Here is a 22,086-nt window from a genome sequence, read left to right on the forward strand (position 1 = left end):
GTCACTCCCACTCGATCGTGCCCGGCGGCTTCGACGTCACGTCGAGGACGACCCGGTTGACGTCCTTGACCTCGTTGGTGATCCGGGTCGAGATCCTGGAGAGCACGTCGTACGGCAGCCGCGACCAGTCGGCCGTCATCGCGTCCTCGGAGGAGACGGGCCGCAGCACGATCGGGTGGCCGTAGGTGCGGCCGTCGCCCTGGACGCCGACGGAGCGGACGTCCGCGAGCAGCACCACGGGGCACTGCCAGATGTCCCGGTCGAGGCCGGCCGCGGTCAGCTCCTCGCGGGCGATGGCGTCGGCCGCGCGGAGCAGGTCGAGCCGCTCCCTCGTGACCTCGCCGACGATGCGGATGCCGAGACCCGGGCCCGGGAAGGGCTGGCGCTGGACGATCTCGTCCGGCAGACCCAGCTCCTGGCCGACCATCCGGACCTCGTCCTTGAACAGCTTGCGCAGCGGCTCGACGAGCTGGAACTCGAGATCCTCGGGGAGCCCGCCCACGTTGTGGTGGGACTTGATGTTCGCCGCGCCGGTGCCGCCGCCGGACTCGACGACGTCCGGGTAGAGGGTGCCCTGGACGAGGAACTCCACGGCGGGGCCCTCGTCGGCGATGATCTCGGCCTGGGCCTGCTCGAAGACGCGGATGAACTCGCGGCCGATGATCTTCCGCTTCTCCTCCGGGTCGGAGACCCCGGCGAGCGCCTTGAGGAACCGCTCCTCGGCGTCGACGACCTTCAGGTTGACCCCGGTGGAGGCGACGAAGTCCTTCTCGACCTGCTCGGTCTCGCCCTGGCGCATCAGGCCGTGGTCGACGTAGACACAGGTCAGCTGCGAGCCGACGGCCTTCTGGACGAGGGCGGCGGCGACGGCGGAGTCCACGCCGCCGGACAGGCCGCAGATGGCGCGCTTGTCGCCGACCTGCTCGCGGATGGCCGCGACCTGCTCCTCGATGACGTTCCCGGTGGTCCAGTCCGGGCGCAGACCCGCGCCCCGGTACAGGAAGTGCTCCAGCACCTGCTGCCCGTGCGTGGAGTGCATCACCTCGGGGTGGTACTGGACGCCGTAGAGCTTCTTCTCGTCGTTCTCGAAGGCGGCGACCGGGACGACGCTCGTGGAGCCGGTGACGGCGAAGCCCTCGGGGGCGGCGGAGCAGGCGTCGCCGTGCGACATCCACACGGCCTGCTCGGCGGGGGTGCCCTCGAAGAGGGTGGAGGACGGCTTGGAGACCGACAGGTCGGTACGGCCGTACTCGCGGGCGCCGGAGTTGTCGACGGTGCCGCCGAGGGTCTGCGCCATCAGCTGGAAGCCGTAGCACATGCCGAAGACGGGGACACCCGCCTCGAACAGGGAGCGGTCGAGGGTGGGGGCATCGGGCTCGTACACCGACGAGGGACCGCCGGAGAGGATGATGGCCGCCGGGTTCTTGGCGAGCATCTCCTCGACCGGCATGGAGCTCGGCACGATCTCGCTGTAGACCCGCGCCTCGCGGACACGACGGGCGATGAGCTGGGCGTACTGCGCGCCGAAGTCGACGACCAGGACGGTGTCGGGGGCGGCGGCAGCGGGAGTCGCTGATGACACGGGGTGCCTTCCGGCGGTCGGGCTGGGGGTCTTGTACTCCCGATTCTACCGAGACGGGCAGGCACCCCGTCCCGCCCGCCCACCGCACTGGACACACAGCCCGCCACCACCCCCAGCCACCGCACTGGACACACACCCGGTCCCCACCCAGCCACCACACTGGACGCACAGCCCGCCCCACCCGGCCACCGCGGAGGCCGGTGGCCCGCATGTCCCAGCCACCACAGCGAGCCCAGCCACCACGCGAGCCCAGCCACCACGCGGGCCCAGCCACCACAGCGGACCCGTGTGCCCACCCCGCCCCCGGTGCCCAAGTCGCTGCACCCCGCGTCTCACCATGCGAACAGGCTTGGACGCCGTCCGTCGCGGGGGCATACTGGGCCCATGCTCACGCACCAGACCTTCCTCTTTACCTATGGCAACCGGCCCACCGGCTGCCATGGTCGTGCTGCTTGAGCATCTGACAAGCGACTTCCCAGGCGCCCCGGGCCGACAAGGTCCGGGGCGTCTGGCGTTCGCGGACCGCGTCGGCCGGGGCACCTCCCTTCGGCGAGGAGTTCCCGACATGACCGTCACCGCAGCAGACAACACCGGCGCCCGCACCACCGAGGCCGCCGGCGTGATCACCGGCGCACGGGAGCGCATCGACGCGCTCGACGACCGGATCATCGGACTGATCCAGGAACGGATGGCCGTGTCCGCCGTCATCCAGGAGGCGCGGATCACCTCCGGCGGCCGGCGCGTGAACCTCTCCCGCGAGATGGAGGTTCTCGACCACTACCGGCAGGCGCTGGGCAGGCCGGGCACGGCGCTGGCGATGACGATGCTGGAGCTGTGCCGCGGACGCGTCTGAGGGGCCCGCACGTCCGGGTGTCGCCTCCGGGTACGAATCCGAACTCACCCGTACGGCGCGTGACCGGGACGGCGGCGGCTTCGTTGGTCCCGGTGTCCGTGTCAGCCAGGGGCGGGCCCGAAAGAACCACGCGTGGCTCGCTGGAGCGATGAGACGCACGGATGGTGCCGTGCGTCGTGGGACCTCGCTCCAGGAAAGTGACCGGACGGCAGGGGACAGCAGCCCGGTCACCCAGAGAACGGCCGGCTCCGGGGACGCCCGGAGCCGGCCGCCGGAAAGGGTCCGAACCAGGACCGAACGGTTGCCGAGGCCCTCTCCGCCGGCGGAACGCGCTCCGGCGGGACAGCGGCCCAGTCCCCGCGCGACCCACTCGACCGCATGGCCAATCGAGGCAAGCGGCGCAGCCCCCCGGCGCCGCTCCCCGGGCACCGGCGCAGCCCTGACGCCGGTGCTGACCGAGGAAGGGCCCCGCGGCACCAGCCCGCGGGGCCCTTCGCCATGCCCTCGGCCCGCTCGGGTGACGCAGGACACATAAAGGTTCTGTGAGGTCAGGACAACCATTCACAGCCTGCACAGATCCAACAGGTCGAACCAACCGAACCAACCGAACCAACCGAACCATTTGAACCAAGGGCCACTCCCGCGCGCCCCACACGCGGAGGCCTCCCGACCCTCCGTGCCGCACGTGCGGCACGCCGGACCACCCGAGGTCTTCATGAAGCTTCGCCGCGCCATGGCAGCCGTGGCCGCCACCGCAGTGATAGCGCCGGCGGCGCTGCTCGCGGCGCCGGCCGCCTACGCGACCGGTGACACGCCGTCGTCCCCGCCGCCGAGCAGTTCCGAGAGCACACCCGCGACCGGCGACCCGTCCCCGAGCCAGTCCACCGACGAGACCGCCCCCACGCCTGGCGACTCGCCGAGCGACTCGCCGACCGATTCTCCGAGCGACTCCCCGAGCAGCTCTCCGAGCGCCTCGGCCCCCGAGTCCACGGCGCCCGGCACCTCGACGCCGCCCGCCTCGCCGTCGCCGAGCACCTCCGCGCCCGAGGAGACGGAGACTCCCGACCCCGAGCCGTCCGTGTGCGAGGACACCAAGGTCGGCGTCGACATCACCGGCCTGCCCGGCAGCATCGCGGCGGGCAGCGGCTGGCACGAGTTCTCGCTGAACGTGGCCAACAACTCGGGCTCCACGCTCCAGAACCTGGAGTACCTGGCCGGCGCCTCCGCCGACGTGAACGGCGAGGAGCTGTTCGAGAGCAAGAAGGTCGGCCTCCAGGCGTGGAACCCGGAGGACGAGCTCTGGGAGGACCTCAACGAGTTCGGCTACGCGGTCGGCTACATCGGTTACACCGAGGAGCTGGCGCCCGACTACGAGGTCGACATCCCGCTGCGGATCAACGTGCGGGCCGACGCCCCGGTCGGCGCCGGCTTCACGCTCGGCGCGACGATCTACGGGGACGCGGACGGCGAGTGCACCGGCTTCGGTGACGTCGCCTACAAGTTCCGGATCGTGGCCGCCGGTACGGCCACGGAGGGCACCGAGCCGCAGGAAGGCGGCAAGGCGCCGGTCGCCGCCGAGAAGCCGGCCGCCGACACGCCCGCGGTCACCGGCAGCCTCGCCGAGACCGGTTCCAGCTCCGCGCTGCCGATGATCGGCCTCGCCGGTGGACTCGCCCTCGCCGTCGGTGGCGGGGCGGTGTTCGCGGTGCGCCGCCGCAAGGCCGGTACCGAGGCGTAAGCACCGGTAGGGCTCACAAGACGGGAAGGACCTGCGCGCGGAGGGGGGCGCAGGTCCTTTCGTACGTCCGCCCCGCCGATCTCCCGCCCCGCCCCCGCCCCGCCCCTGCTTCTCCTCCCGCTCCCGCCCCCGCTCCCGCTTTCACTTCTCCTCCTGCTTCTCCCGCTCCCGCCCCCACTACTTCTTCGCCGGGACCGCCGGTATGCCCAGGAACGGAAGCCGCAGCGCGCCGAAGGCGTCCGCCGGGACCGCCGGGGAGGCCGGCTCGACGGGCTTCAGGCGCTCGTACCCCGCGCCCTGTGCCGGACGCGGGTCGCTCTCGCCCTTGTTCGGCCAGTACGACATCGCCCGCTCGGCCTGTGCCGTGATGGTCAGGGACGGGTTGACGCCCAGGTTCGCGGAGACCGCGGCGCCGTCGACGACCGAGATGCCGGGGTGGCCGTAGAGCCGGTGGTACGGGTCGATGACGCCGGTCTCGCGGGAGGCGCCGATCGGGCAGCCGCCCAGGAAGTGGGCGGTGAGGGGGGTGCCCATCAATTCGCCGACGTTGGAACCGGCGAAGCCGTTGATCTCGGCGGCGAGCGCCGAGGCGCCTTCCGTGGCCGCCTTGATCTGCTTCGGGTTGGGCGAGCCGTGGCCCTGGCCGGCGGTGAGCAGGCCCTTGCCGACCCCCGTCGGTTTCAGGCGCGTGGTCAGGGAGTTGTCCAGGGACTGCATGACCAGGGCGATGATGGTCCGCTCCGACCACTTGCGGTTGGACAGGGAGCGCAGGACCAGCAGGGGGTGCTTGGCCGCGTGACCCAGGAAACCCAGGACCCGGGACGCGCCGGACGCGGTGGGTCCGGCGTAGGGGACCTGGAGGATGGACAGGCTGCCCATCGAGTTGGAGCCCTTGCCGTACCGCACCGGCTCGATGTGGGTGCTGGCGTCCGGGTGGATCGAGGACGTGATGGCGACGCCGCGCGTGAAGTCGGCCCGGGGCTCGCCGGTGGCCTTGCGGTAGCGCCGGTCGTCGGTCTGGGCGCCGACCAGGGCCTCGGAGTTGGTCCGGGTCAGCTCGCCGAGCCGGTCGGACAGGTGGGGCAACTGGCCGCCCGCCTTCATGCGGTGCAGCAGGGTCTGGGTGCCGTAGGTGCCGGCGGCTATGACGACCCGGCGGGCCGTGAAGGTGCGGCCCGTCCCCTTCTTCCGGCGGTCGGTGGGGAGCGTGGCGAGCGCGAACCCGCCGCGCGAGTCCTCGGTGACCGAGAGGACCGTCGTCATCGGGTGCACGACCGCTCCGGCCCGCTCGGCGAGGTACAGGTAGTTCTCGTTGAGGGTGTTCTTGGCGCCGAGGCGGCAGCCGGTCATGCACGAGCCGCACTCGGTGCAGGCCTGCCGTTCCGGGCCCGCGCCGCCGAAGTAGGGGTCGGGCGTCCTCTCGCCCGGTTCCGCCCTGGCCGTGCCGTCGGCGTCCTCGCCGTCGCCGAAGAAGACGCCGACCGGCGCCATGTGGAAGGTGTCCCCCACGCCCATCCGCTCGGCCGCCGCCCTCAGGTGCACGTCGGACGGGGTCGTCGTCGGGTTCAGCCGGACCCCGAGCATGCGCCGGGCCTGGTCGTAGTACGGCGTGAGCTCCTCGTGCCAGTCGGTGATGCCACGCCACTGGGGGTCCTCGAAGAAGGGCTTCGGCGGCACGTAGAGGGTGTTGGCGTAGTTGAGGGAGCCGCCGCCCACCCCGGCGCCTGCCAGGACCATGACATTCCCGAGCAGGTGGATGCGCTGGATGCCGAACATGCCGAGCCTGGGGGCCCAGAGGTAGTTCTTCAGGTCCCAGGAGTTCTTCGGCAGCGACTCGCGGGTGAAGCGGCGGCCGGCTTCCAGGACGCCGACGCGGTAGCCCTTCTCGGTGAGGCGGAGGGCGGACACGGAGCCGCCGAACCCCGAACCCACGACGACGACGTCGTAGTCGTACCCGTGCTCGTCCCGGGTCTGGACGGACTTCTCCTGCGACACGTGCTCTCCTCGTTGAGAACGGGGTGGACTGGGAGGTGGCCTAGCGGAAGCGGAACGCCTTCATCAGGCGCAGGCTCCGGTTCAAGAACGCCGCGTACTTCGCGTCGTCCATGCCCAGCGAGGGCGCCATCGGCAGCAACCGCTGGTGGGCGACGGTCTGCGACTCGGTGTACTTGAGGATGCCCTCGGAGCCGTGCCGGCGGCCGAGCCCCGACTCCTTCATGCCGCCCATGGGCGACTGGACGCTGCCGTACGCGGAGGCGTAGCCCTCGTTGATGTTGACGGTGCCGGTGCGCAGACGGGCGGCGACCTGGCGGCCGAGGCGGGCGTCGGTCGTCCACACCGAGGAGTTCAGCCCGTACGGCGTGGCGTTGGCGCGGTCGACGGCCTCGTCCACGTGCGAGAAGCGGTACACGGAGACGACCGGGCCGAAGGTCTCCTCGCAGCACAGGGTCATCGCGTCCGTGACGCCGTCGAGGATGGTCGGCTCGTAGAAGTACGGGCCTATGTCGGGTCGGGCCGCCCCGCCCGCGACGACGCGCGCGCCCTTCGCGACGGCGTCCTCCACGTGCCGTTTGACGGTCTCCAGCTGGTGCCCGCTGACCAGCGAACCCATGTCCGCGCCGTAGGCCAGGGCGCTGCCCAGCCGCATCGCGCGGGTGCGGGCGGCGAAGCGGTCCAGGAAGGCGTCGGCGACCGACTCGTGGACGTACAGCCGCTCGATGGAGACGCACAGCTGGCCGGCGGAGGAGAAGCACGCGCGTACGGCGCCCGCCGCCGCCTTCTCGACGTCGGCGTCCTCCAGGACCAGCATGGCGTTCTTGCCGCCGAGTTCCAGCGAGACGCCGACCAGGCGGTCCGCGGCGACCGTGGCGACCTCGCGGCCGGTGCGGGTCGAGCCGGTGAAGGAGACGTAGTCGCCGTGCTTGACGACCTCGGGGCCGATGACGGGACCGACGCCGATGACGGCCTGGAGGACGTCGGCGGGCAGCCCGGCCTCGACGAGCAGGTCACGAGCCCACAGCGCGGTGAGGCAGGACTCGGTGTCGGGCTTCATCACGACCGCGTTGCCGGCGACGAGGGCGGGCAGGGCGTCGCCCACGGAGAGTTCGAAGGGGTAGTTCCAGGGCACGATCTGGCCGACGACACCTCGCGGGTGGCGCAGTTCGGTGACCTTGGTCAGGGTGGGTACGGCGCCGGTGTGCCGCTTGGGCCGCAGGTAGGCGGGGGCCTTGTGGCCGTAGTGCCGGGCGGCGACCGCGACCGCCTGGACCTCCTCGTGGGCGTGCAGGCGGGCCTTGCCGGTCTCCAGCTGGATGAGGTCGAGCACCTCCGCCTGGCGTTCCAGCACCAGGTCGTGGAAGCGCAGCAGGACGGCGGCGCGCTGCCGTACGGGGGTGCGCGCCCAGACCGCCTGGGCGGCGCGGGCCTGCTCGAAGGCGCGGGCCACGTCCTCGGGCGTCGACTCGGGCAGGTCGGCCAGCTTCTCGCCGGTGAACGGCGTGTGGTTGGCGGTGCGGCCGGAGCCGGCCACGCCCTTGGTGAGCTGGGCGACCAGCTCGGGTGTGACCACGTCCGCGGCGGTGCGGGCGCCCGCCGGGGCGGGGGCGAGAGGATTCGTGCCGGTGATGGCCGGGGCCTGCGCATCCGTCATGAGCCGCAGAGTATGCCGCCGCGCGCGCTTTGTGTACCCGTCGGTAATAGGGATTCACCGGGCGCTCACACGGCGCCAGTGATCGCTGGCAACAAACGTGCTGATCAGGGAGTTATCGTGGGGGTAAGGAAAGACCGGGCCCGATCGCGTCCCGCCGGTCCGGCGCGGGGACCGAGGCGCCGGCCACCGTCCGCAGGTGCCGCTCGGCCTCCTGCGCGTCCGGGCGCCGCGTGGCGTCCTCGGCCTTCAGCCGTTCGATCAGCGGGCCGAGCGGCCCGGCCGGCGTCCGGTCCCCGACGGCGGTGTGCAGCAGGACGCCCAGTGACCGCAGGTCCGCCGCGGGTCCGGCGCCCCGGAGGGAATCCCCGCCGGGCGCGCGGGCGGTGCCGAAGTCGGTGAGCACGACGCGGCCGTGCGGGCCGAGGAGGACCTTGGTGGGCCTCACCGCGCGGTGCACGATGCCGACGGCGTGCGCGGCCCGCAGGGCGCCGAGGACCGCGAGGCCCACCCGGGCCGCTTCGGGCGCCGCCACCGGGCCGCGCCGGAGCACCTCGTGCAGGGACTCGCCCGGGACCCACTCCATGACGATCCACGGCAGTCCGTCGAGCCCCGCCTCCTCCACGACCACGTCGTGGATGCGGACGGCGGCGGGGTGGTCGACACGGGCGGCGGCCCGTGCCTCGCGGTAGAGGCGGTGGGCGGCCCGGCGGTACGTCTCGTCCGCGAGGTCTCCGGGCAACCGCGGACGTTTGACGGCGACTTCGTGCTCCGCGCGTTCGTCGAACGCCCGCCAGACGGTTCCCGAGACGCCGGAACCGACGCGCCCGTGCAGCCGGTACCGCTCGCCCACCAGGCGGCCCTGGGATTCCATCAGAGCTGGTCGACCTCCCAGTTGGCGACGACGGTCCGGGCGATCTCCCGTCCCTCGTCGGCGAAGTATCCCGTGCGGGGGTAGTCGATCGAGACCCGGTACATGTCGCCGTTCCCGGCGCGGTAGTAGAGGAAGTGGGTCTCCCGCTCAAGGGGGTTGCGCGTGTCCGTCGTCGTGTAGGCGACGGTGTTCTCGGCGGCCTTGCCGTCCCGGTACCGGGTCGCGACCGGTTCGCCCTCGGGGGCGGGATCGCCGGCGATGTTCCGGGAGTAGTCGCCGTCCCTGACCACCTCCCAGTCCGCCCACGCGTTGGCCATGGCGGAGTCCGGGAGCACGCCGTCCTTGTCCTCGGCCTTGATGTCGCGGTCCACGTGGACGGTGACCGCACCGCTGGGATCGGCGAACGACTCGGTGGTGCCGTCCCAGTCGTCGGGGTGCTTCAGCTTCACGAACGCCTCCGGCACGCCGACGCTCATGCCGTGCCTCGTGCCGAGTTCCTGCCGCTCCCAGCCCTCCGGCAGCGGCCCCGCGAAGGGCTCCGCGATCACCAGGTACGACGCGACCGCCGCCGCGACGACCGCCGCGCCGAGGGTGATCCAGGCGTTGCGGCCCAGCCGGACGCCCCACCGGGACGCGGACGCTCCGCCCGGCCCGCCCGGTCCCTCGCCCCGCACGACCCGGGTGGGCGCCGGCGCGGGCGGGTTCGCGGCGGCGTCCAGCAGGGCGCGGACCCGGGAGGCGTCCGGGCGGCGCGCCGGGTCCTTGTCCAGCAGGCCGGTGATGACCTCGGCCAGCGGCCCCCGCGCGGAGGCGGGCGGCGCGGGAGCGGCGTTGAGCACGGACTGGAGCGTGGCGGGGGTGTTGCTGCGGCGGAACGGCGAGACGCCCTCCGTCGCCGCGTACAGCACCACGCCCAGCGACCACAGGTCGCTCGCCGGGCCGGGGCGCTGGCCGAGCACCCGCTCCGGGGCGATGTACTCGGGCGAGCCGACGAAGCCGCCGGTGTCGGTCAGGTTGGTCTCGCCCTCGATCTGGGCGATGCCGAAGTCGGTGAGGACGACCCGGTCGTGCCGGCCGAGCAGCACGTTGTCCGGCTTCACGTCCCGGTGCAGGATGCCGGCCGCGTGGGCGGCCTCCAGCGCGCCGAGCACCTCCAGGCCGACCCTGGCCGCCTCGCGCGCGCCCAGCGTGCCCTCCTGGAGGGCGTCGCCCAGTGAACGGCCCCGCACCAGCTCCATCACGATCCACGGCTGGTCGTCCACCACCGCCACGTCGTGCACGTTGACCACGGCGGGGTGGTCGAGCCGGGCCGCCGCGCGCGCCTCGCGGCGCATCCGCTCGAAGGCGTTGTCCCGTTCACGTTCCGGAAGATGGTCGGGTACGCGGGGCTCCTTGACGGCGACCTCGCGGTCCACGGTCTCGTCCTTCGCCCGCCACACCGTGCCCATGCCGCCGTGTCCGAGTCTGGCGACCAGCCGGTAGCGGCCGGCGATGAGCCGCCCGACGCCCGGGACCTGCGCGCCCGCCCCCGGGGGCCCGGGGTGCTCGTCCGGGTACCCGGGCTCCGCCCCCGCGGGCCGGGACGGCGACTGCGGCGCCACGACCCGGGTGGGCGCCGCGTACGGATTGCCGGGGTGCGGCACCGCGGCGGGCGGACGCGGTGGTTGCAGTCCGAAACTCGTCGGCTCGTCCGCTCGCCTGCGCGGTCCCCCGTTGCTGCTCATGGCTCCATCCTTATCGCGCCGGGCGTGTCCGTAGCCACCACCCGCGGGCCGCGGTCACAGACCCGTGACGCGGGTTGCCGCTTATCTCCTGTTTAGGTGCGATGCGGCGGCCCCGGCGTCGGGCGGCGACGCCGAATGGAACGGGGACGGGTGCCCGGAGCGGAACAGGCGCGGCGACGGGGAGGGAGGCGCGGCGAGGGAGGCCGAGCCGGGCGCAGGCCGGGACGCGGAACCGGGCGCAGGCAGGGACGCCGAGCCGGGCGCGGGCAGGGAGGCCGAGAGGGACGCGGGAAAGGAGGCGGAGAGGGACGCGGACGGTGGCCGCGGCCCCGTAGCCGGTGGCACGGAGGCCGATCGCGTCGGCGTACCGCCCCCGCCGCCCCCGCCGCCCTCGCCCTCCGCGAGCAGCGCCGCCGCGGCGACGCCCGCACCCGCCGCCACGGTGACCAGGAGGACCGCCATGAGCGCGCCGCGCGTCGCCTGCCGGGGCCCGCCGGCCCGGGGCATGGCGGGCGTACGGCCCGTGTCCAGGAAGGCGCGCAGCATCCGCTCCGCCTCGGCCGCGTCCAGCCGCCGTTCCGGGTCGCGCTCCAGCAGTCCCTGGACGACGGGCAGGATCGGCCCGGCCTGTGCGGGCGGCCGGATCTCCTCGGTGACCACCGCGTGCAGCACGCCGCCCAGCGAGTCCCGGTGGAACGGCGAGGCGCCGCTGAGGACCGCGCAGAGCAGCACGCCCAGCGACCACAGGTCGGACTCCGGGCCGGTCCCGGCGCCGGACATCCGCTCCGGCGCGGTGTACTCGGGGGAACCGACGAAGGAGCCGCTCTCGGTGAGCGTGGTGGCGCCCGCGACCTCGGCGACGCCGAAGTCGGTGAGGACGACCCGGCCGTCCTCGGCGATCAGCACGTTGGACGGTTTCACGTCCCGGTGCAGGATGCCGGCGGCGTGCGCGGTGCCCAGGGCGTCGAGCAGGGCGACGCCGATGCGGGCCGCCTCGGTGGCGTCGACCGGGCCGTGGCGCAGGACGCGGTCGGCGAGCGAGCCCCCGTCGACCAGTTCCATGACCATGTAGGCGCGTTCGTCGTCCTCGACGACGTCGTGCACGACGATGACGTGCGGATGTCTCAGCTGGGCGACCGCGCGGGCCTCACGCAGGGTCCGCTCCCGGCGCCGCCTGGCCCCGGCCTCGGAGAGGGCCTCGTCGAGCGGAAGCACCTTCACGGCCACCTCGCGGACGAGCAGTTGGTCGGTGGCCCGCCACACGATGCCCATGCCGCCGCGGCCGAGCCGCTCGTGGAGCCGGTAACGGCCCGCGATGACACGCCCGCCCGCCCCCTCGGTCACCATGCGTCCCATCATGCCCCAACGGGTGCGGCGGCTCCCTGCCGTCGTCCCGCGGGTGGCCGACAACCGACGGGTGCGCGAGCGCCGTCGCGGCGGCTCCCGGGTCCCGCCCGGTGCCGGTCTCAGCCGGACCGCTCCTGCCAGCTCCGCAGCACCGACGTGAACTGCTGCCGGGTGGTCTCCCAGTCGCCCGCGGGCCCGGACATGTTGAGGGCGTACTCGACGCCGTCCCGGGACATATAGGCGTGGGCGGCGGCGCGGCGCGGGCCGGGGAAGGCGGTGTCCTTCGCCAGCGCCGTCCAGGTGTACTCCCACCGGCCGCTGTCGCGGTCGCGGTAGGTGGTGCGCTCCAGGGTGACGCGCCGGTAGTCGACCAGCCGCTGGAGCTGTTCCTCCAGGTCGATCTGGTGCGCGTACGGGTCGTCGTAGTCGGGGGCGGTGTCGACGGAGACGCGGAGGACGTGCTCGCCGCCGTCGGGGCTGTAGTCGACCTGCCGGAGTTCGCCCTCGTCGTCGAAGGCCTGGCGCTCCCAGCCCTCGGGCAGGTAGAGGCTGAAACCCAGCGGGTCGTCGCGCCGCACCCAGTCGGCCGGGGCGGGCCCTCCGGCGTCCTGGGAGGCGGTGGCGGAGGGCGAGGGGGATGCCGAGCGGGTGGGGCCCGGGCCGGCCTCCGAGCCGCCGGTGTCCCGCTGGTGCAGCACCACGGCGGTGCCCGCGCCGACGAGGGCGGCGACGGCGACGACCAGGGCGAGCGTGCGCAGCCTGCCGCGCCGGGGGCCGCGGGGCGCGGCGGCTCCCGGCGTTCCGGCCGGCGGGTACCCGGTCCTGGTGGGTCCCGTGGGCGCGTGCCCCGGTGCCGCGTGACCGCTCGCCGTGGGGCCGTCGGCCGCGTGTCCGAACGCCGTCGGGCCGGCCGTCGGCGCATACGGCGCCGGGCCGACCGCCCCCGCCGCCCCCGCCGGTCCCTGGTGGAGCGTGTCGCCCTGCCGCCCCGGGCCGGTGTACCGGGTCGGCACGTAGGCCTGGGCCGCGTCCGGCCGCCGTCCCTCCGCCGCCTGGGCGAGCAGGTGCTCGGCCTCGGTCGCGTCGGGCCGCGCGTCCGGCTCCTTGCGGAGCAGGGCGCTGATGACGGGCCCGAGCGGACCGGCGTGCCGGGGCTCGGAGGGCTCCTCCTCGACGACCGCCTGCATGGTGGTGAGCGGCGAGGTGCGGCGGAACGGCGACCTGCCCTCCACCGCCGTGTACAGCGTCGCGCCGAGGGCCCACAGGTCGGCGGCGGGGCCGGGGTCTTGGCCGCGGACGCGCTCGGGCGCGAGGTAGTCGACGGAACCGACCACCTCTCCGGTCCGCGTGATCGTGCTGTCGCCCTCGATCTGCGCGATGCCGAAGTCGGTGAGCAGCACGCGGCCGTCGTCGGCGAGCAGGACGTTGCCGGGCTTGACGTCGCGGTGCAGGACGCCGGCGGTGTGTGCGGCGCGCAGGGCCCGCAGCACCCACAGGCCGACGCGGGCCGCCTCCCGCGGATCGACCCGCTCCTCGTCCTTGACCGCGTCGGCCAGGGAGCGGCCCTCGACCAGCTCCATCACGATCCACGGCCGGCCGTCGTGTTCGAGTACGTCGTGCACGGTGACGACGGCCGAGTGGTTGATCCGCGCCGCCGCGCGCGCCTCGCCCCGGGTGCGGGCCAGGAGGATGGCCCGGTCGCTCTCCGAGACGTAGAGCGCGGCGGTCAACTCCTTGATGGCGACGGTACGGTGCAGCACCTCGTCGTGTGCGCGCCACACCCGGCCCATGCCACCGCTGCCGATGGCGTCGCCGAGCCGGTAACGGCCCGCCACGAGCCGGCCCTGCATCTGATTCACGTTGCCCCGCAATGGTCTTGTCAGGGCCAGACTAGGGACCGGTCCCCGTTCGGGGAACGGGTGGGGCGGTACGGAAACCGCTCTGTGACGGTTGTCGCTTTCCGTTACGGCAGGCAACCATCGGGACGCACCGCGGTCAGCGCGTGTACTGGTAGGTCGCCGACGCCTGTTCGAACAGCCGGGTCACCTCGTCCCGTTCCGCCTCCGGGCCGCGCACCTGCACCACGTGGTAGCGCCCGTCCATCAGGATCGCGACGTTGCGCACGTACAGCTCGCCGCCGCCCGCGCCGGTCCAGGTGAACTGCCCCTCCGCCATGGCCCGTCCGCCGACCTCTATGGTCTTCAGCCCGCTGGAGGTCGCCCAGCTGGAGGCGCGGTAGGACGCCAGCTCGGGCTCGCTGTCGCGCTGGTACGCCATGGGGTCGTCGCCGTGGTCGTTCGCGCGGTCCCGGCCCGGCACGACGATGAGCTCGAAGTCGCCCTTGCCGTAGACGACCTGGCCGCTGCCGTTGCGCGGCGTGCGGTCCCAGCCCTCGGCGACCGCGACGCGGAAGCCTTCCGGGTCCTGGCGCAGGGTGAACCCGTCGGCGACGTCCGGGTCGGTGGTCTGCGTCTCGGCGGAACCGGCCCCCGTCCCCGAGGCGCTCGGTCCGGTCTCCGGCGAGGTCTGCTCCGGCCGGGGCTCGCTGCTGACGTCGGGGGAGCGCCCGGGCGGTGCCTGGCTCGCCCCGCCGACGGCTCCCGTCCGGTCGGTGCCGCCGGTGCCGTTCGTGTCGTTCTTCGGCATGAGGAACAGGGCGTAGGCGACCGCTCCGGCCAGGGCGAGCAGGATCAGCAGGAGCAGTGTCCGGCCGAGGCTGCGCGGGGAACGGGCCGCCTCCCGCCGGTCCCGCTTGTGCCGTCCGTGGTGGGCGGGGAGTCCGGCGCGCCGCCTGCGCACCAGTTCGCCCCGGCGGCGCACGATGGGCAGCCGGCCGGTCTCGGCGGGCGGGGCCGAGATGACGTGCATCCCGGCCTCCGGCTCCGGGGCCGAGCGTACGAGGGAGCGCAGCCAGCCGCTCAGCTCCTCGAAGTCGATGCGTTCGGTGGGGTCCTGACGCAGCAGCGACTCCACGACCGGCCGCAGCGGCCCGCACTCCTCGGCGAACGCCGGCGGCTCCGCGCACACGATCTGCACCAGCTCGGCGGTCGAGTCCTCCGGGTAGGGCGCGTGCCCCTGTACGGCGCGGAAGAGCAGCGCGCCCAGCGCCCACAGGTCGGTGGCGGGGCCGATGGGCGCGGCCAGCTGCCAGTTCTCGTGCACCGGCCCGGCCTGTTCCGGCGCCCAGCGCTCGGTCACCGGCCCGACCACGGCCATCCGCGTCTGCCGCGCCCGTTCGGCGGCGAGCGCGGTGGCGGGGCCGCGTGCCGCGGGGGTCCGGGCGGCCGGGCCGTCCCAGTGCCCGGACGGCGCGGCGCCGGCCTCCTGGTGCGGACCGGCGGGCAGGGCGCGTCCGGTGTCCGGGAGGGAGGGCTCGGGGACGGCCGGGCCGCCGACGGTGCGGGGGGCGGCACCGTGCCAGGAAGCCGTGCCCACGCCGTAGGGGTCGGCGATCCGCCCGGGCGGGCCCGGGACGTCGTCGGGGGCGGGGCGGGCGCCGGGCAGGGCGGTGCGGCCGTCCTGCGCCTCCTGGACGCGGGCGGCGGCTCGGGCTCCCGCCCGGTACGCAGCGATCGCCCCGGCACGGGCCGCGCGGGCGTCGCCGCTGGTGTCGAGCGGGGCGGGAGGGAGCCCGGCGGCGGCCCCGCCCGGTGCTCCGGCGCCGGACGCGGGCAGCCCACCGACGCTCCGCGCCTCGATGGCGGCACGCCGGGCGGCCTCGGGATCGTCCCCACCGGGGCCGGGCATCCCGGTCCGCACCCCTCCGGGGCCGGTGCTCCGCGGCCGGGTACTCCCGGGACCGACGCCCAGGACCCCGGCACCACCGTGGCCGGCAAGACCGGGCACCCCACCACCGTGGCCGGAAGGACCAGGCACTCCACCACCGGAGCCGGGAAGCCCAGGCATCCCACCCCCATGGCCGGCAAGACCAGGAACCGCCCCACCCCCCGAGCCGGCGAAGCCCGCCCCGGCACCGCCGGGTCCGAGGGCACCGGTCTCCGCGCCGGCGCCCCGGCCGAAGGTCCCGTCAGGGGCGACCGGGGAACCGGCGCCGTCCTCGCTCTCGGGGGCCGGCACCGGGTCGTACCCGCACAGGGCCTCCTCCGCCGCCCCGACCGCCAGGCCGGTCAGCATCACGCGTCCGTCGTCGCAGACGAGCACCGTGCGCGCGGTGATGTTGCGGTGCACCCAGCCGTAGGTGTGCAGCACCCGCAGCGCCAGGAGGACGTCGGAGGCCACCTCGGCGGCCCGGTACGGCGTCAGCGGTTCCTCGGCGAGCAGCGCGGCCAGCGGCCTCGCGGCCACCAGCTCACTGACGACCCACAGCGAACCGCCCTCCGCGAACACGTCGAAGACCTGGTCCAGACGGGGGTGGTCGGGGACGGCGGCGGCGGCCTGCGCGGCCTCGACGGCACGGCGAACCACCGGGTCGGCGGGGCGCCGGGGGCCGCCGTGCGCGGCCGGCGCACGCCCGCCGGGGCGCCGGGAACCGCCGTCCCGGGCCGTGAAACCGTCGGGCAGACCGTCCGCGTCGAGCACCTCCGCCTCGACGACCTCGGGCAGCGGCACCTGGCGGACCAGGACCTCCTGGCCGCTGTAGGTGTCGAAGGCCCGCGTCTCGGTGAGTTCGTACTCGTCGGAGGGCGGCAGGGGCAGGCGGTAGCGGTCGGCGAGTACCCGTCCCGCATAGTCGTCCACGTCGAACACCCCCGGCAGCCCGTCGGTCAATTCCGTTCGCCCGGCGGGCCGTTCCGGCTGCGCACGGCTCGCAAGCACTCACGATACGTGCCGGAGGCAACCCGCAAAGAGGGGATGCCAGATATCGGGCCGCTCAAACCCGTGCGCCGCCTGCTCAGGACTTGGGTTCGAAGGTCTTCGTCAGGGTCTGCCAGGTGTCCCGGCGCAGGTCACTGTCCCAGTTCCCGGCCTCGGCGGTGTACATGAGGGCGTAGCCCTGGTGGTCGTTGACGACGAATCCCCGGTCCACGGTCCGGTAGGAGGTACCGCCGTCGCTGTAGGTGAACTCCCAGTCGGCCGCGTTCCAGTCGCGGTAGTCCACCTTCTCTATGCGGATCTTCTTGTACTGCGAGCGGACCATGGACCGCTCCTGATTCTTCCAGTCGGCGACCGGGTCGTCCTTGGGCGTGGACGTCCAGGCGACGAGCAGCTTCTGCCCCTCCGGCCCGGTGAAACGGTCCCCCGCGGAGCCCGTGTACCCGAACGTCCAGCCCTCGGGCAGGCCGATGGAGTACCCCTGGCCACCCTGGTAGGTGGTGGCCGCGCCCTCGTCGGCGCCTGACTTCCCGGAGTCGCCCGACCCGGTGCCCGCGTCGCCCGAGGCGCTCGCGCCGGTCTCCGGGGCGGCGTCCGAGGCGCCGTCGGTCGCCGGGCCCGAGGCGGAGCCGTCGGCGCCGGCCCCGCTCTCCTCGTCCCGCTTGGTGTCACCACTCGGGGAGGAGGAGGCGACGGTCCCGTCCCCGCTTCCGCCCTCGGCCCCGTTCTCGTCACCACCGCCGAGCGTGAGGGCCAGCACGGTGCCGAGCACGGCGAGCGCCACGATCACCGCGATGATCACCAGCGTGCGGCGCGGCACCACGTCGGTGATCGACGCCCGGGGCGCGGGCCGGGGCGGCAGGTCCGGCGGCGGTACGACGGGCCAGCCGGAACTCCGGTTGCCCGCGGGCGGGTTCGAGGCGCCCGGACCCGAGGCCGCTGCGGCACCGGCGCCCCGTGCCGGCGCCTGCGCCGACGCGGTGGCCGGTCCGGCGGTCCCGGGTGCGGCGGAGGCTCCCGCGGGACCGGTCGCGCCCGACGCGGTCCGGTCGGTGCCGTCCGGCCCGGTGCGGGAGCCGGCCGCACCGGCCGCACCGGCTCCGACGGCGGCCTTGCGCACGGAACGCAGTGCCCCGCGCAGCCGTTCCCCGGCCTCCTCGCCCCGCTTGCCCCCGGCGCCGCCCGAACCGCCCCGCCGGGTCCGCTCGTCCGGCTGCGCCGGCAGCGGCACGACCTTGGTGGCGTCGGCCTGCTCGGCGCCGGCCGTCCTGTCCGGTGCGTGGATGACCTTGTGGAGCATCGCGCGGGCGCCCGCGTCGTCGAGCCGCTGGGCGGGGTCCTTGGTGAGCAGGCCGTGGATGACGTCGCGCAGGGGCCCGGCGTTCTTCGGCTCCTCCAGGTTCTCCGTCATCACCGCGGTGAGCGTCGCGATCGCAGAGCCCCTGTCGTAGGGCGGGAAGCCCTCCACGGCGGCGTACAGCAGGCCGCCGAGCGACCACAGGTCGGCGGCCGGTCCCGGCTTGTGGCCGCGGGCGCGTTCGGGGGAGATGTAGGAGGGGGCGCCGACGAGCATGCCGGTGGAGGTGATGGACGGGTCGCCCTCCACCTGGGCGATGCCGAAGTCGGTGAGGACGACCCTGCCGTCCTCGGAGATCAGTACGTTCGACGGCTTCACGTCACGGTGCAGGATGCCCTCGCGGTGCGCGGAGCGCAGGACGTCGAGGACCGCGAGACCGACCTCCGCCGCACGCTTCGGCTCCAGCAGCCCGTCCTCGCGAATGGCCTCGGCGAGCGACTTGCCCTCGACGAGTTCCATCACGATCCACGGCCGGTCGTCCTCCTCGACCACGTCGTAGACGGTCACGGCGCTGTTGTTGCGGATCCGCGCGATCGCCTTGGCCTCGCGCAGCGTGCGCGTGATCAGGCGCCGCTTCTCCTCCTCGTCGATGTTCCCCGGGAACCGCAGCTCCTTGACGGCGACCGTGCGTCCGAGGGTCTCGTCCTCGGCCCGCCACACCGTCCCCATGCCGCCGCGGCCGAGCACGTCTCCCAGCCGGTACCGCCCGGCGAGGAGACGTGCGCTCTTGTCCGTACGGGATGCTCCCGCCCGCTCCGCCTCCGACATGCGTCCCCTCATGCAACCCGCCCTGACAGAGCCTTCATTGTCCCTCACCCGACAAGTGCTCGACGCCCAGGGTGCCCCTCGGCCCGGCCCGGCGCGCGGGCGGGCGCCGTGACGGACCGGCCGCACGTCACCCGTGTCCCACCGGCCCCTGCCACCGGCGCGTTCGCCCGCCCTACCGCGGCACGACGTCCGGTGCTCCGAGCCGGGCCGCGTCGGCCGTCAGGTCGTCCGGCTGGCGCTGCGACTCCCGCTCGGCCTCGACCCGCTTCTCGTAGTGCCGGACCTCCCGTTCGACCTGGTCCCCGTCCCAGCCGAGCACCGGCGCCATCAGCTCGGCGGCCTCGCGGGCGCTGCGCGTGCCCCGGTCGAAGGTCTCGATGGAGATGCGGGTGCGCCGGGTCAGCACGTCGTCCAGGTGGCGCGCGCCCTCGTGCGAGGCGGCGTAGACGACCTCGGCGCGCAGGTAGTCGTCGGCGGCGTGCAGGGGCTCGCCGAGGGAGGGGTCGGCGGCGATCAGCTCCAGTACCTCCTCCGCCATGGCGCCGTACCGGTTCAGCAGGTGCTCCACGCGGACGACGTGCAGGCCGGTGCGCGCGGCGACGCGCGCCCGCGCGTTCCACAGCGCCCGGTAGCCCTCGGCGCCGATCAGCGGCGTGTCCTCGGTGACGCAGTCGGCGACCCGCAGGTCGAGCCCGTGCACCGCCGCGTCCACGGCGTCCTTGGCCATCACGCGGTAGGTCGTGTACTTGCCGCCCGCCACGACGACCAGCCCGGGCACCGGGTGCGCGACGGTGTGCTCGCGCGACAGCTTGCTGGTGGCGTCCGACTCGCCGGCCAGCAGCGGGCGCAGACCGGCGTACACGCCCTCGACGTCGTCGCGGGTGAGCGGGACGGACAGCACCGAGTTGACGTGCTCCAGCAGGTAGTCGATGTCGGCGCTGGAGGCGGCCGGGTGGGCCTTGTCCAGGTCCCAGTCGGTGTCCGTGGTGCCGATGATCCAGTGCCGGCCCCAGGGGATGACGAACAGCACGGACTTCTCGGTGCGCAGGATCAGCCCGCTGGTGGAGTGGATGCGGTCCTTGGGCACGACCAGGTGGATGCCCTTGGAGGCGCGGACGTGGAACTGGCCGCGCTCGCCCACCATCGCCTGGGTGTCGTCGGTCCACACCCCGGTCGCGTTCACCACCTGCTTGGCGCGGATGTCGTACTCGCCGCCCGCCTCGACGTCCTGCACCCGGGCGCCGACCACGCGCTCGCCCTCGCGGAGGAAGGAGGTGACCCGCGCGCGGTTGGCGACCTGGGCGCCGTACGCCGCCGCCGTGCGGACCAGCGTGGTCACGAACCGGGCGTCGTCCATCTGGGCGTCGTAGTACTGCAGCGCGCCGACCAGCGCGTCCTTCTTCAGGGCGGGCGCCACCCGCAGGGCGTGCCGGCGGCTCAGGTGCCGGTGCATCGGCAGGCCCCGGCCGTGGCCCCGGGCCATGGACATGGCGTCGTAGAGCGCGACGCCCGAGCCGGCGTAGAGCCGCTCCCAGCCCTTGTGCTGCAAGGGGTACAGGAACGGCACCGGCTTCACCAGGTGCGGCGCGAGCCGTTCGAGCAGCAGGCCGCGCTCCTTCAGCGCCTCCCGGATGAGCACGAAGTCGAGCATCTCCAGATAGCGCAGGCCGCCGTGGATCAGCTTGCTGGACCTGCTGGAGGTGCCCGACGCCCAGTCCCGCGCCTCGACCAGGCCGGTGGACAGGCCGCGCGTCACCGCGTCGAGCGCGGTGCCCGCACCGACCACGCCCGCGCCCACCACCAGTACGTCCAGCTCACGCTCGGCCATGGCCGCGAGCGACTCGGCGCGCTGCGCCGGCCCCAGTGTCGCTGTCCTCACTGCTGCCTCCCGCTGTCGGTCGCGTCGGCCGCACCCGTCGGGGCGAGGCCCGGTTCCTGGTACCCACCATGCCCAGATTCTGACCGGCTCGCCCGACATCGGCCGCCGCGCGGCCCCCAGCCTGTGGACAACTCCCCCGCAGCCCGCTGCCGGCACTCGACACTCACCGGGACTCGGCGGACCAATCCCGCATAACGGTCATATTTACTCCTAGTCTGACGTTGTGCTCGCCCGTCCTGTCCACCGGGCTTGCGCACCTGTCCCGCTACGGCTAATGGGAAGGACGGCCCACGCCATGCCCGCAGATCTCGCCGTCATCGGACTCGGCCCGTACGGCCTGCCGCTGGCTCAGGCCGCCGTCGCCGCCGGCATCCCCACCCTCGGCTACCGCACCGGCCCCGAGGCGGACCCGCTCACCCCCGCCGAGGTGCGCCGGATGCTCGCCACGGGCTTCCGGACCCCGGCCGGACCGGCCGAGCTGGGCCGCGTCCGCACGGCGGTCATCTGCGCTCCCACCCCGCGGGCTCCGGACGGCGGCCTGGACCTCACCCAGGTGGAGGCCGCGGCCCGCACGCTGGCCGCCCACATGCGCCCGCACACCACGGTGATCCTGGAGTCGCCCGTGCAGCCGGGGACGACGGAGGAGTTCCTGCGCCCGATCCTGGAACAGGGCTCCGGACTGCGCGCCGGGCGCGACTTCCACCTCGCCTACTCCCCCAGCCGCGCCGACCCCGGCAACCGCGACTTCACCCCGGCCAACACCCCGAAGGTGATCGGCGGCCTCACCCCCGCCTGCACCGAGTCGGCCGCCACCTTCTACGGCCGCCTCACCGACAAGGTCGTACGGGCGCGCGGCCCCCGCGAGGCGGAGACGGTGCAGCTGCTGGAGACCAACTTCCGGCACGTCAACATCGCCCTCGTCAACGAGATGGCCGTCCTCTGCGACGACCTGGGCGTCGACCTGTGGGACGTCCTGCGCTGCGCCGAGACCAAGCCGTTCGGCTTCCAGACCTTCCGCCCCGGTCCCGGCGTCGGCGGCCACTCCGTTCCCCAGGACCTGACCGGCCAGGCGCCCCACAGCCTGCGCATGGTGGAACTGGCCCAGCAGGTCAACGCCCAGATGCCCCGCTACGTCGTCCAGCGCGCCGCCGCCCTCCTCAACGAGCACGGCAAGTCCGCGCGGGGCGCCCGCGTCCTGCTCCTCGGCATCACCTACAAGGCGGACCTCGCCGACCAGCAGGCGACTCCGGCCGAGGAGATCGCGACCCGCCTGATGTCGATGGGCGCCACGGTCAGCTACCACGACCCCCACATCCCGTCCTGGAACGTCCTGGACCGGCCCGTCCCCCGCGCCGACTCCCTCTACGAGGCCGCCGCCGGCGCCGACCTGACGATCCTCCTCCAGCAGCACCGCACGTACGACCTGCAGGGCCTGTCGGTGAAGGCCCAGCTGCTGCTGGACACGCGGGGCGCCACGCCCACGGGGGCGGCGCACCGGTTGTGACGGGGGCCGCGAGACGGCCCCGCACACGCGGAGGAGGCCGG

The 22,086-nt window shown here is 74.1% G+C and carries 13 protein-coding genes and 1 pseudogene; 3 read left to right on the forward strand and 11 right to left on the reverse strand.

Features of this window, described 5'->3' with window-relative positions; genetic code table 11:
* Nucleotide 1: 1 nt before the first annotated feature.
* Nucleotides 2–1,582 carry a glutamine-hydrolyzing GMP synthase gene (gene guaA / locus ACVV2G_RS06420; protein WP_453841606.1) on the reverse strand — a complete coding sequence of 527 codons (1,581 nt, stop codon included), beginning with the start codon at nucleotides 1,580–1,582 and terminating at the stop codon, nucleotides 2–4.
* A gap of 565 nt (nucleotides 1,583–2,147) precedes the next feature.
* Here guaA and ACVV2G_RS06425 point away from each other — a divergent pair.
* The gene (locus ACVV2G_RS06425) at nucleotides 2,148–2,435 is read left to right on the forward strand and encodes a chorismate mutase (protein ID WP_453841607.1); all 288 of its coding nucleotides are present in this window, start codon (nucleotides 2,148–2,150) and stop codon (nucleotides 2,433–2,435) included.
* Nucleotides 2,436–3,230: 795 nt separating this feature from the next.
* Here the strand turns inward: ACVV2G_RS06425 and ACVV2G_RS06430 are convergent.
* Nucleotides 3,231–3,527, reverse strand: a complete 297-nt coding sequence (locus ACVV2G_RS06430) for a hypothetical protein (protein ID WP_453841608.1) — start codon at nucleotides 3,525–3,527, stop codon at nucleotides 3,231–3,233.
* On the opposite strand from ACVV2G_RS06430, the gene ACVV2G_RS06435 reads away from it, so the two are divergent.
* Nucleotides 3,514–4,173, forward strand: coding sequence for an LAETG motif-containing sortase-dependent surface protein (locus ACVV2G_RS06435; protein ID WP_453841609.1), 660 nt, complete (start codon nucleotides 3,514–3,516; stop codon nucleotides 4,171–4,173). The genes ACVV2G_RS06430 and ACVV2G_RS06435 overlap by 14 nt on opposite strands.
* 177 nt (nucleotides 4,174–4,350) lie before the next feature.
* On the opposite strand, the gene ACVV2G_RS06440 is transcribed toward ACVV2G_RS06435, so the two are convergent.
* From ACVV2G_RS06440 to ACVV2G_RS06480, 9 genes and pseudogenes are all read right to left on the reverse strand, one after another.
* The gene (locus tag ACVV2G_RS06440) at nucleotides 4,351–6,168 is read right to left on the reverse strand and encodes a GMC oxidoreductase (protein ID WP_453841610.1); all 1,818 of its coding nucleotides are present in this window, start codon (nucleotides 6,166–6,168) and stop codon (nucleotides 4,351–4,353) included.
* Nucleotides 6,169–6,208: 40 nt separating this feature from the next.
* Nucleotides 6,209–7,822 carry a succinic semialdehyde dehydrogenase gene (locus tag ACVV2G_RS06445; RefSeq protein WP_453841611.1) on the reverse strand — a complete coding sequence of 538 codons (1,614 nt, stop codon included), beginning with the start codon at nucleotides 7,820–7,822 and terminating at the stop codon, nucleotides 6,209–6,211.
* A gap of 157 nt (nucleotides 7,823–7,979) precedes the next feature.
* A pseudogene (locus ACVV2G_RS06450) lies at nucleotides 7,980–8,693 on the reverse strand (serine/threonine-protein kinase); the annotation flags it as partial.
* Nucleotides 8,693–10,417, reverse strand: coding sequence for a serine/threonine-protein kinase (locus ACVV2G_RS06455; protein WP_453841612.1), 1,725 nt, complete (start codon nucleotides 10,415–10,417; stop codon nucleotides 8,693–8,695). The gene ACVV2G_RS06455 and the pseudogene ACVV2G_RS06450, both read right to left, overlap by 1 nt.
* 81 nt (nucleotides 10,418–10,498) lie before the next feature.
* A complete protein-coding gene (locus ACVV2G_RS06460; RefSeq protein ID WP_453841644.1) occupies nucleotides 10,499–11,773 on the reverse strand; it encodes a serine/threonine-protein kinase in 1,275 nt (424 codons plus the stop codon).
* A gap of 110 nt (nucleotides 11,774–11,883) precedes the next feature.
* Nucleotides 11,884–13,614, reverse strand: coding sequence for a serine/threonine-protein kinase (locus tag ACVV2G_RS06465; RefSeq protein WP_453841645.1), 1,731 nt, complete (start codon nucleotides 13,612–13,614; stop codon nucleotides 11,884–11,886).
* 145 nt (nucleotides 13,615–13,759) lie between these two features.
* Nucleotides 13,760–16,462: a protein kinase gene (locus ACVV2G_RS06470; protein WP_453841613.1), complete on the reverse strand. Its 2,703-nt coding sequence runs from the start codon at nucleotides 16,460–16,462 to the stop codon at nucleotides 13,760–13,762.
* A gap of 154 nt (nucleotides 16,463–16,616) precedes the next feature.
* On the reverse strand, nucleotides 16,617–18,662 hold the full coding sequence (locus ACVV2G_RS06475) for a serine/threonine-protein kinase (protein ID WP_453841646.1): 2,046 nt from the start codon (nucleotides 18,660–18,662) through the stop codon (nucleotides 16,617–16,619).
* Between the two features lie 172 nt (nucleotides 18,663–18,834).
* Entirely contained in the window at nucleotides 18,835–20,541 is a 1,707-nt protein-coding gene (locus ACVV2G_RS06480; RefSeq protein WP_453841614.1) for a glycerol-3-phosphate dehydrogenase/oxidase, read from the reverse strand.
* A 295-nt stretch (nucleotides 20,542–20,836) separates the two neighbouring features.
* Here ACVV2G_RS06480 and ACVV2G_RS06485 point away from each other — a divergent pair, with 295 nt between their 5' ends.
* Nucleotides 20,837–22,045 carry a nucleotide sugar dehydrogenase gene (locus tag ACVV2G_RS06485; protein WP_453841615.1) on the forward strand — a complete coding sequence of 403 codons (1,209 nt, stop codon included), beginning with the start codon at nucleotides 20,837–20,839 and terminating at the stop codon, nucleotides 22,043–22,045.
* The last annotated feature ends 41 nt before the right edge of the window (nucleotides 22,046–22,086 follow it).

Source organism: Streptomyces sp. JK94 (assembly GCF_053613315.1).

Excerpts from the sequence above, each read along its gene's own strand:
- ACVV2G_RS06425 (WP_453841607.1), top strand. The coding sequence starts at position 2,148 with ATGACCGTCACCGCAGCAGACAACACCGGCGCCCGCACCACCGAGGCC.
- ACVV2G_RS06445 (WP_453841611.1), bottom strand. The coding sequence starts at position 7,822 with ATGACGGATGCGCAGGCCCCGGCCATCACCGGCACGAATCCTCTCGCC.
- ACVV2G_RS06455 (WP_453841612.1), bottom strand. The coding sequence starts at position 10,417 with ATGAGCAGCAACGGGGGACCGCGCAGGCGAGCGGACGAGCCGACGAGT.
- ACVV2G_RS06460 (WP_453841644.1), bottom strand. The coding sequence starts at position 11,773 with ATGGGACGCATGGTGACCGAGGGGGCGGGCGGGCGTGTCATCGCGGGC.
- ACVV2G_RS06465 (WP_453841645.1), bottom strand. The coding sequence starts at position 13,614 with ATGCAGGGCCGGCTCGTGGCGGGCCGTTACCGGCTCGGCGACGCCATC.
- ACVV2G_RS06475 (WP_453841646.1), bottom strand. The coding sequence starts at position 18,662 with ATGTCGGAGGCGGAGCGGGCGGGAGCATCCCGTACGGACAAGAGCGCA.
- ACVV2G_RS06485 (WP_453841615.1), top strand. The coding sequence starts at position 20,837 with ATGCCCGCAGATCTCGCCGTCATCGGACTCGGCCCGTACGGCCTGCCG.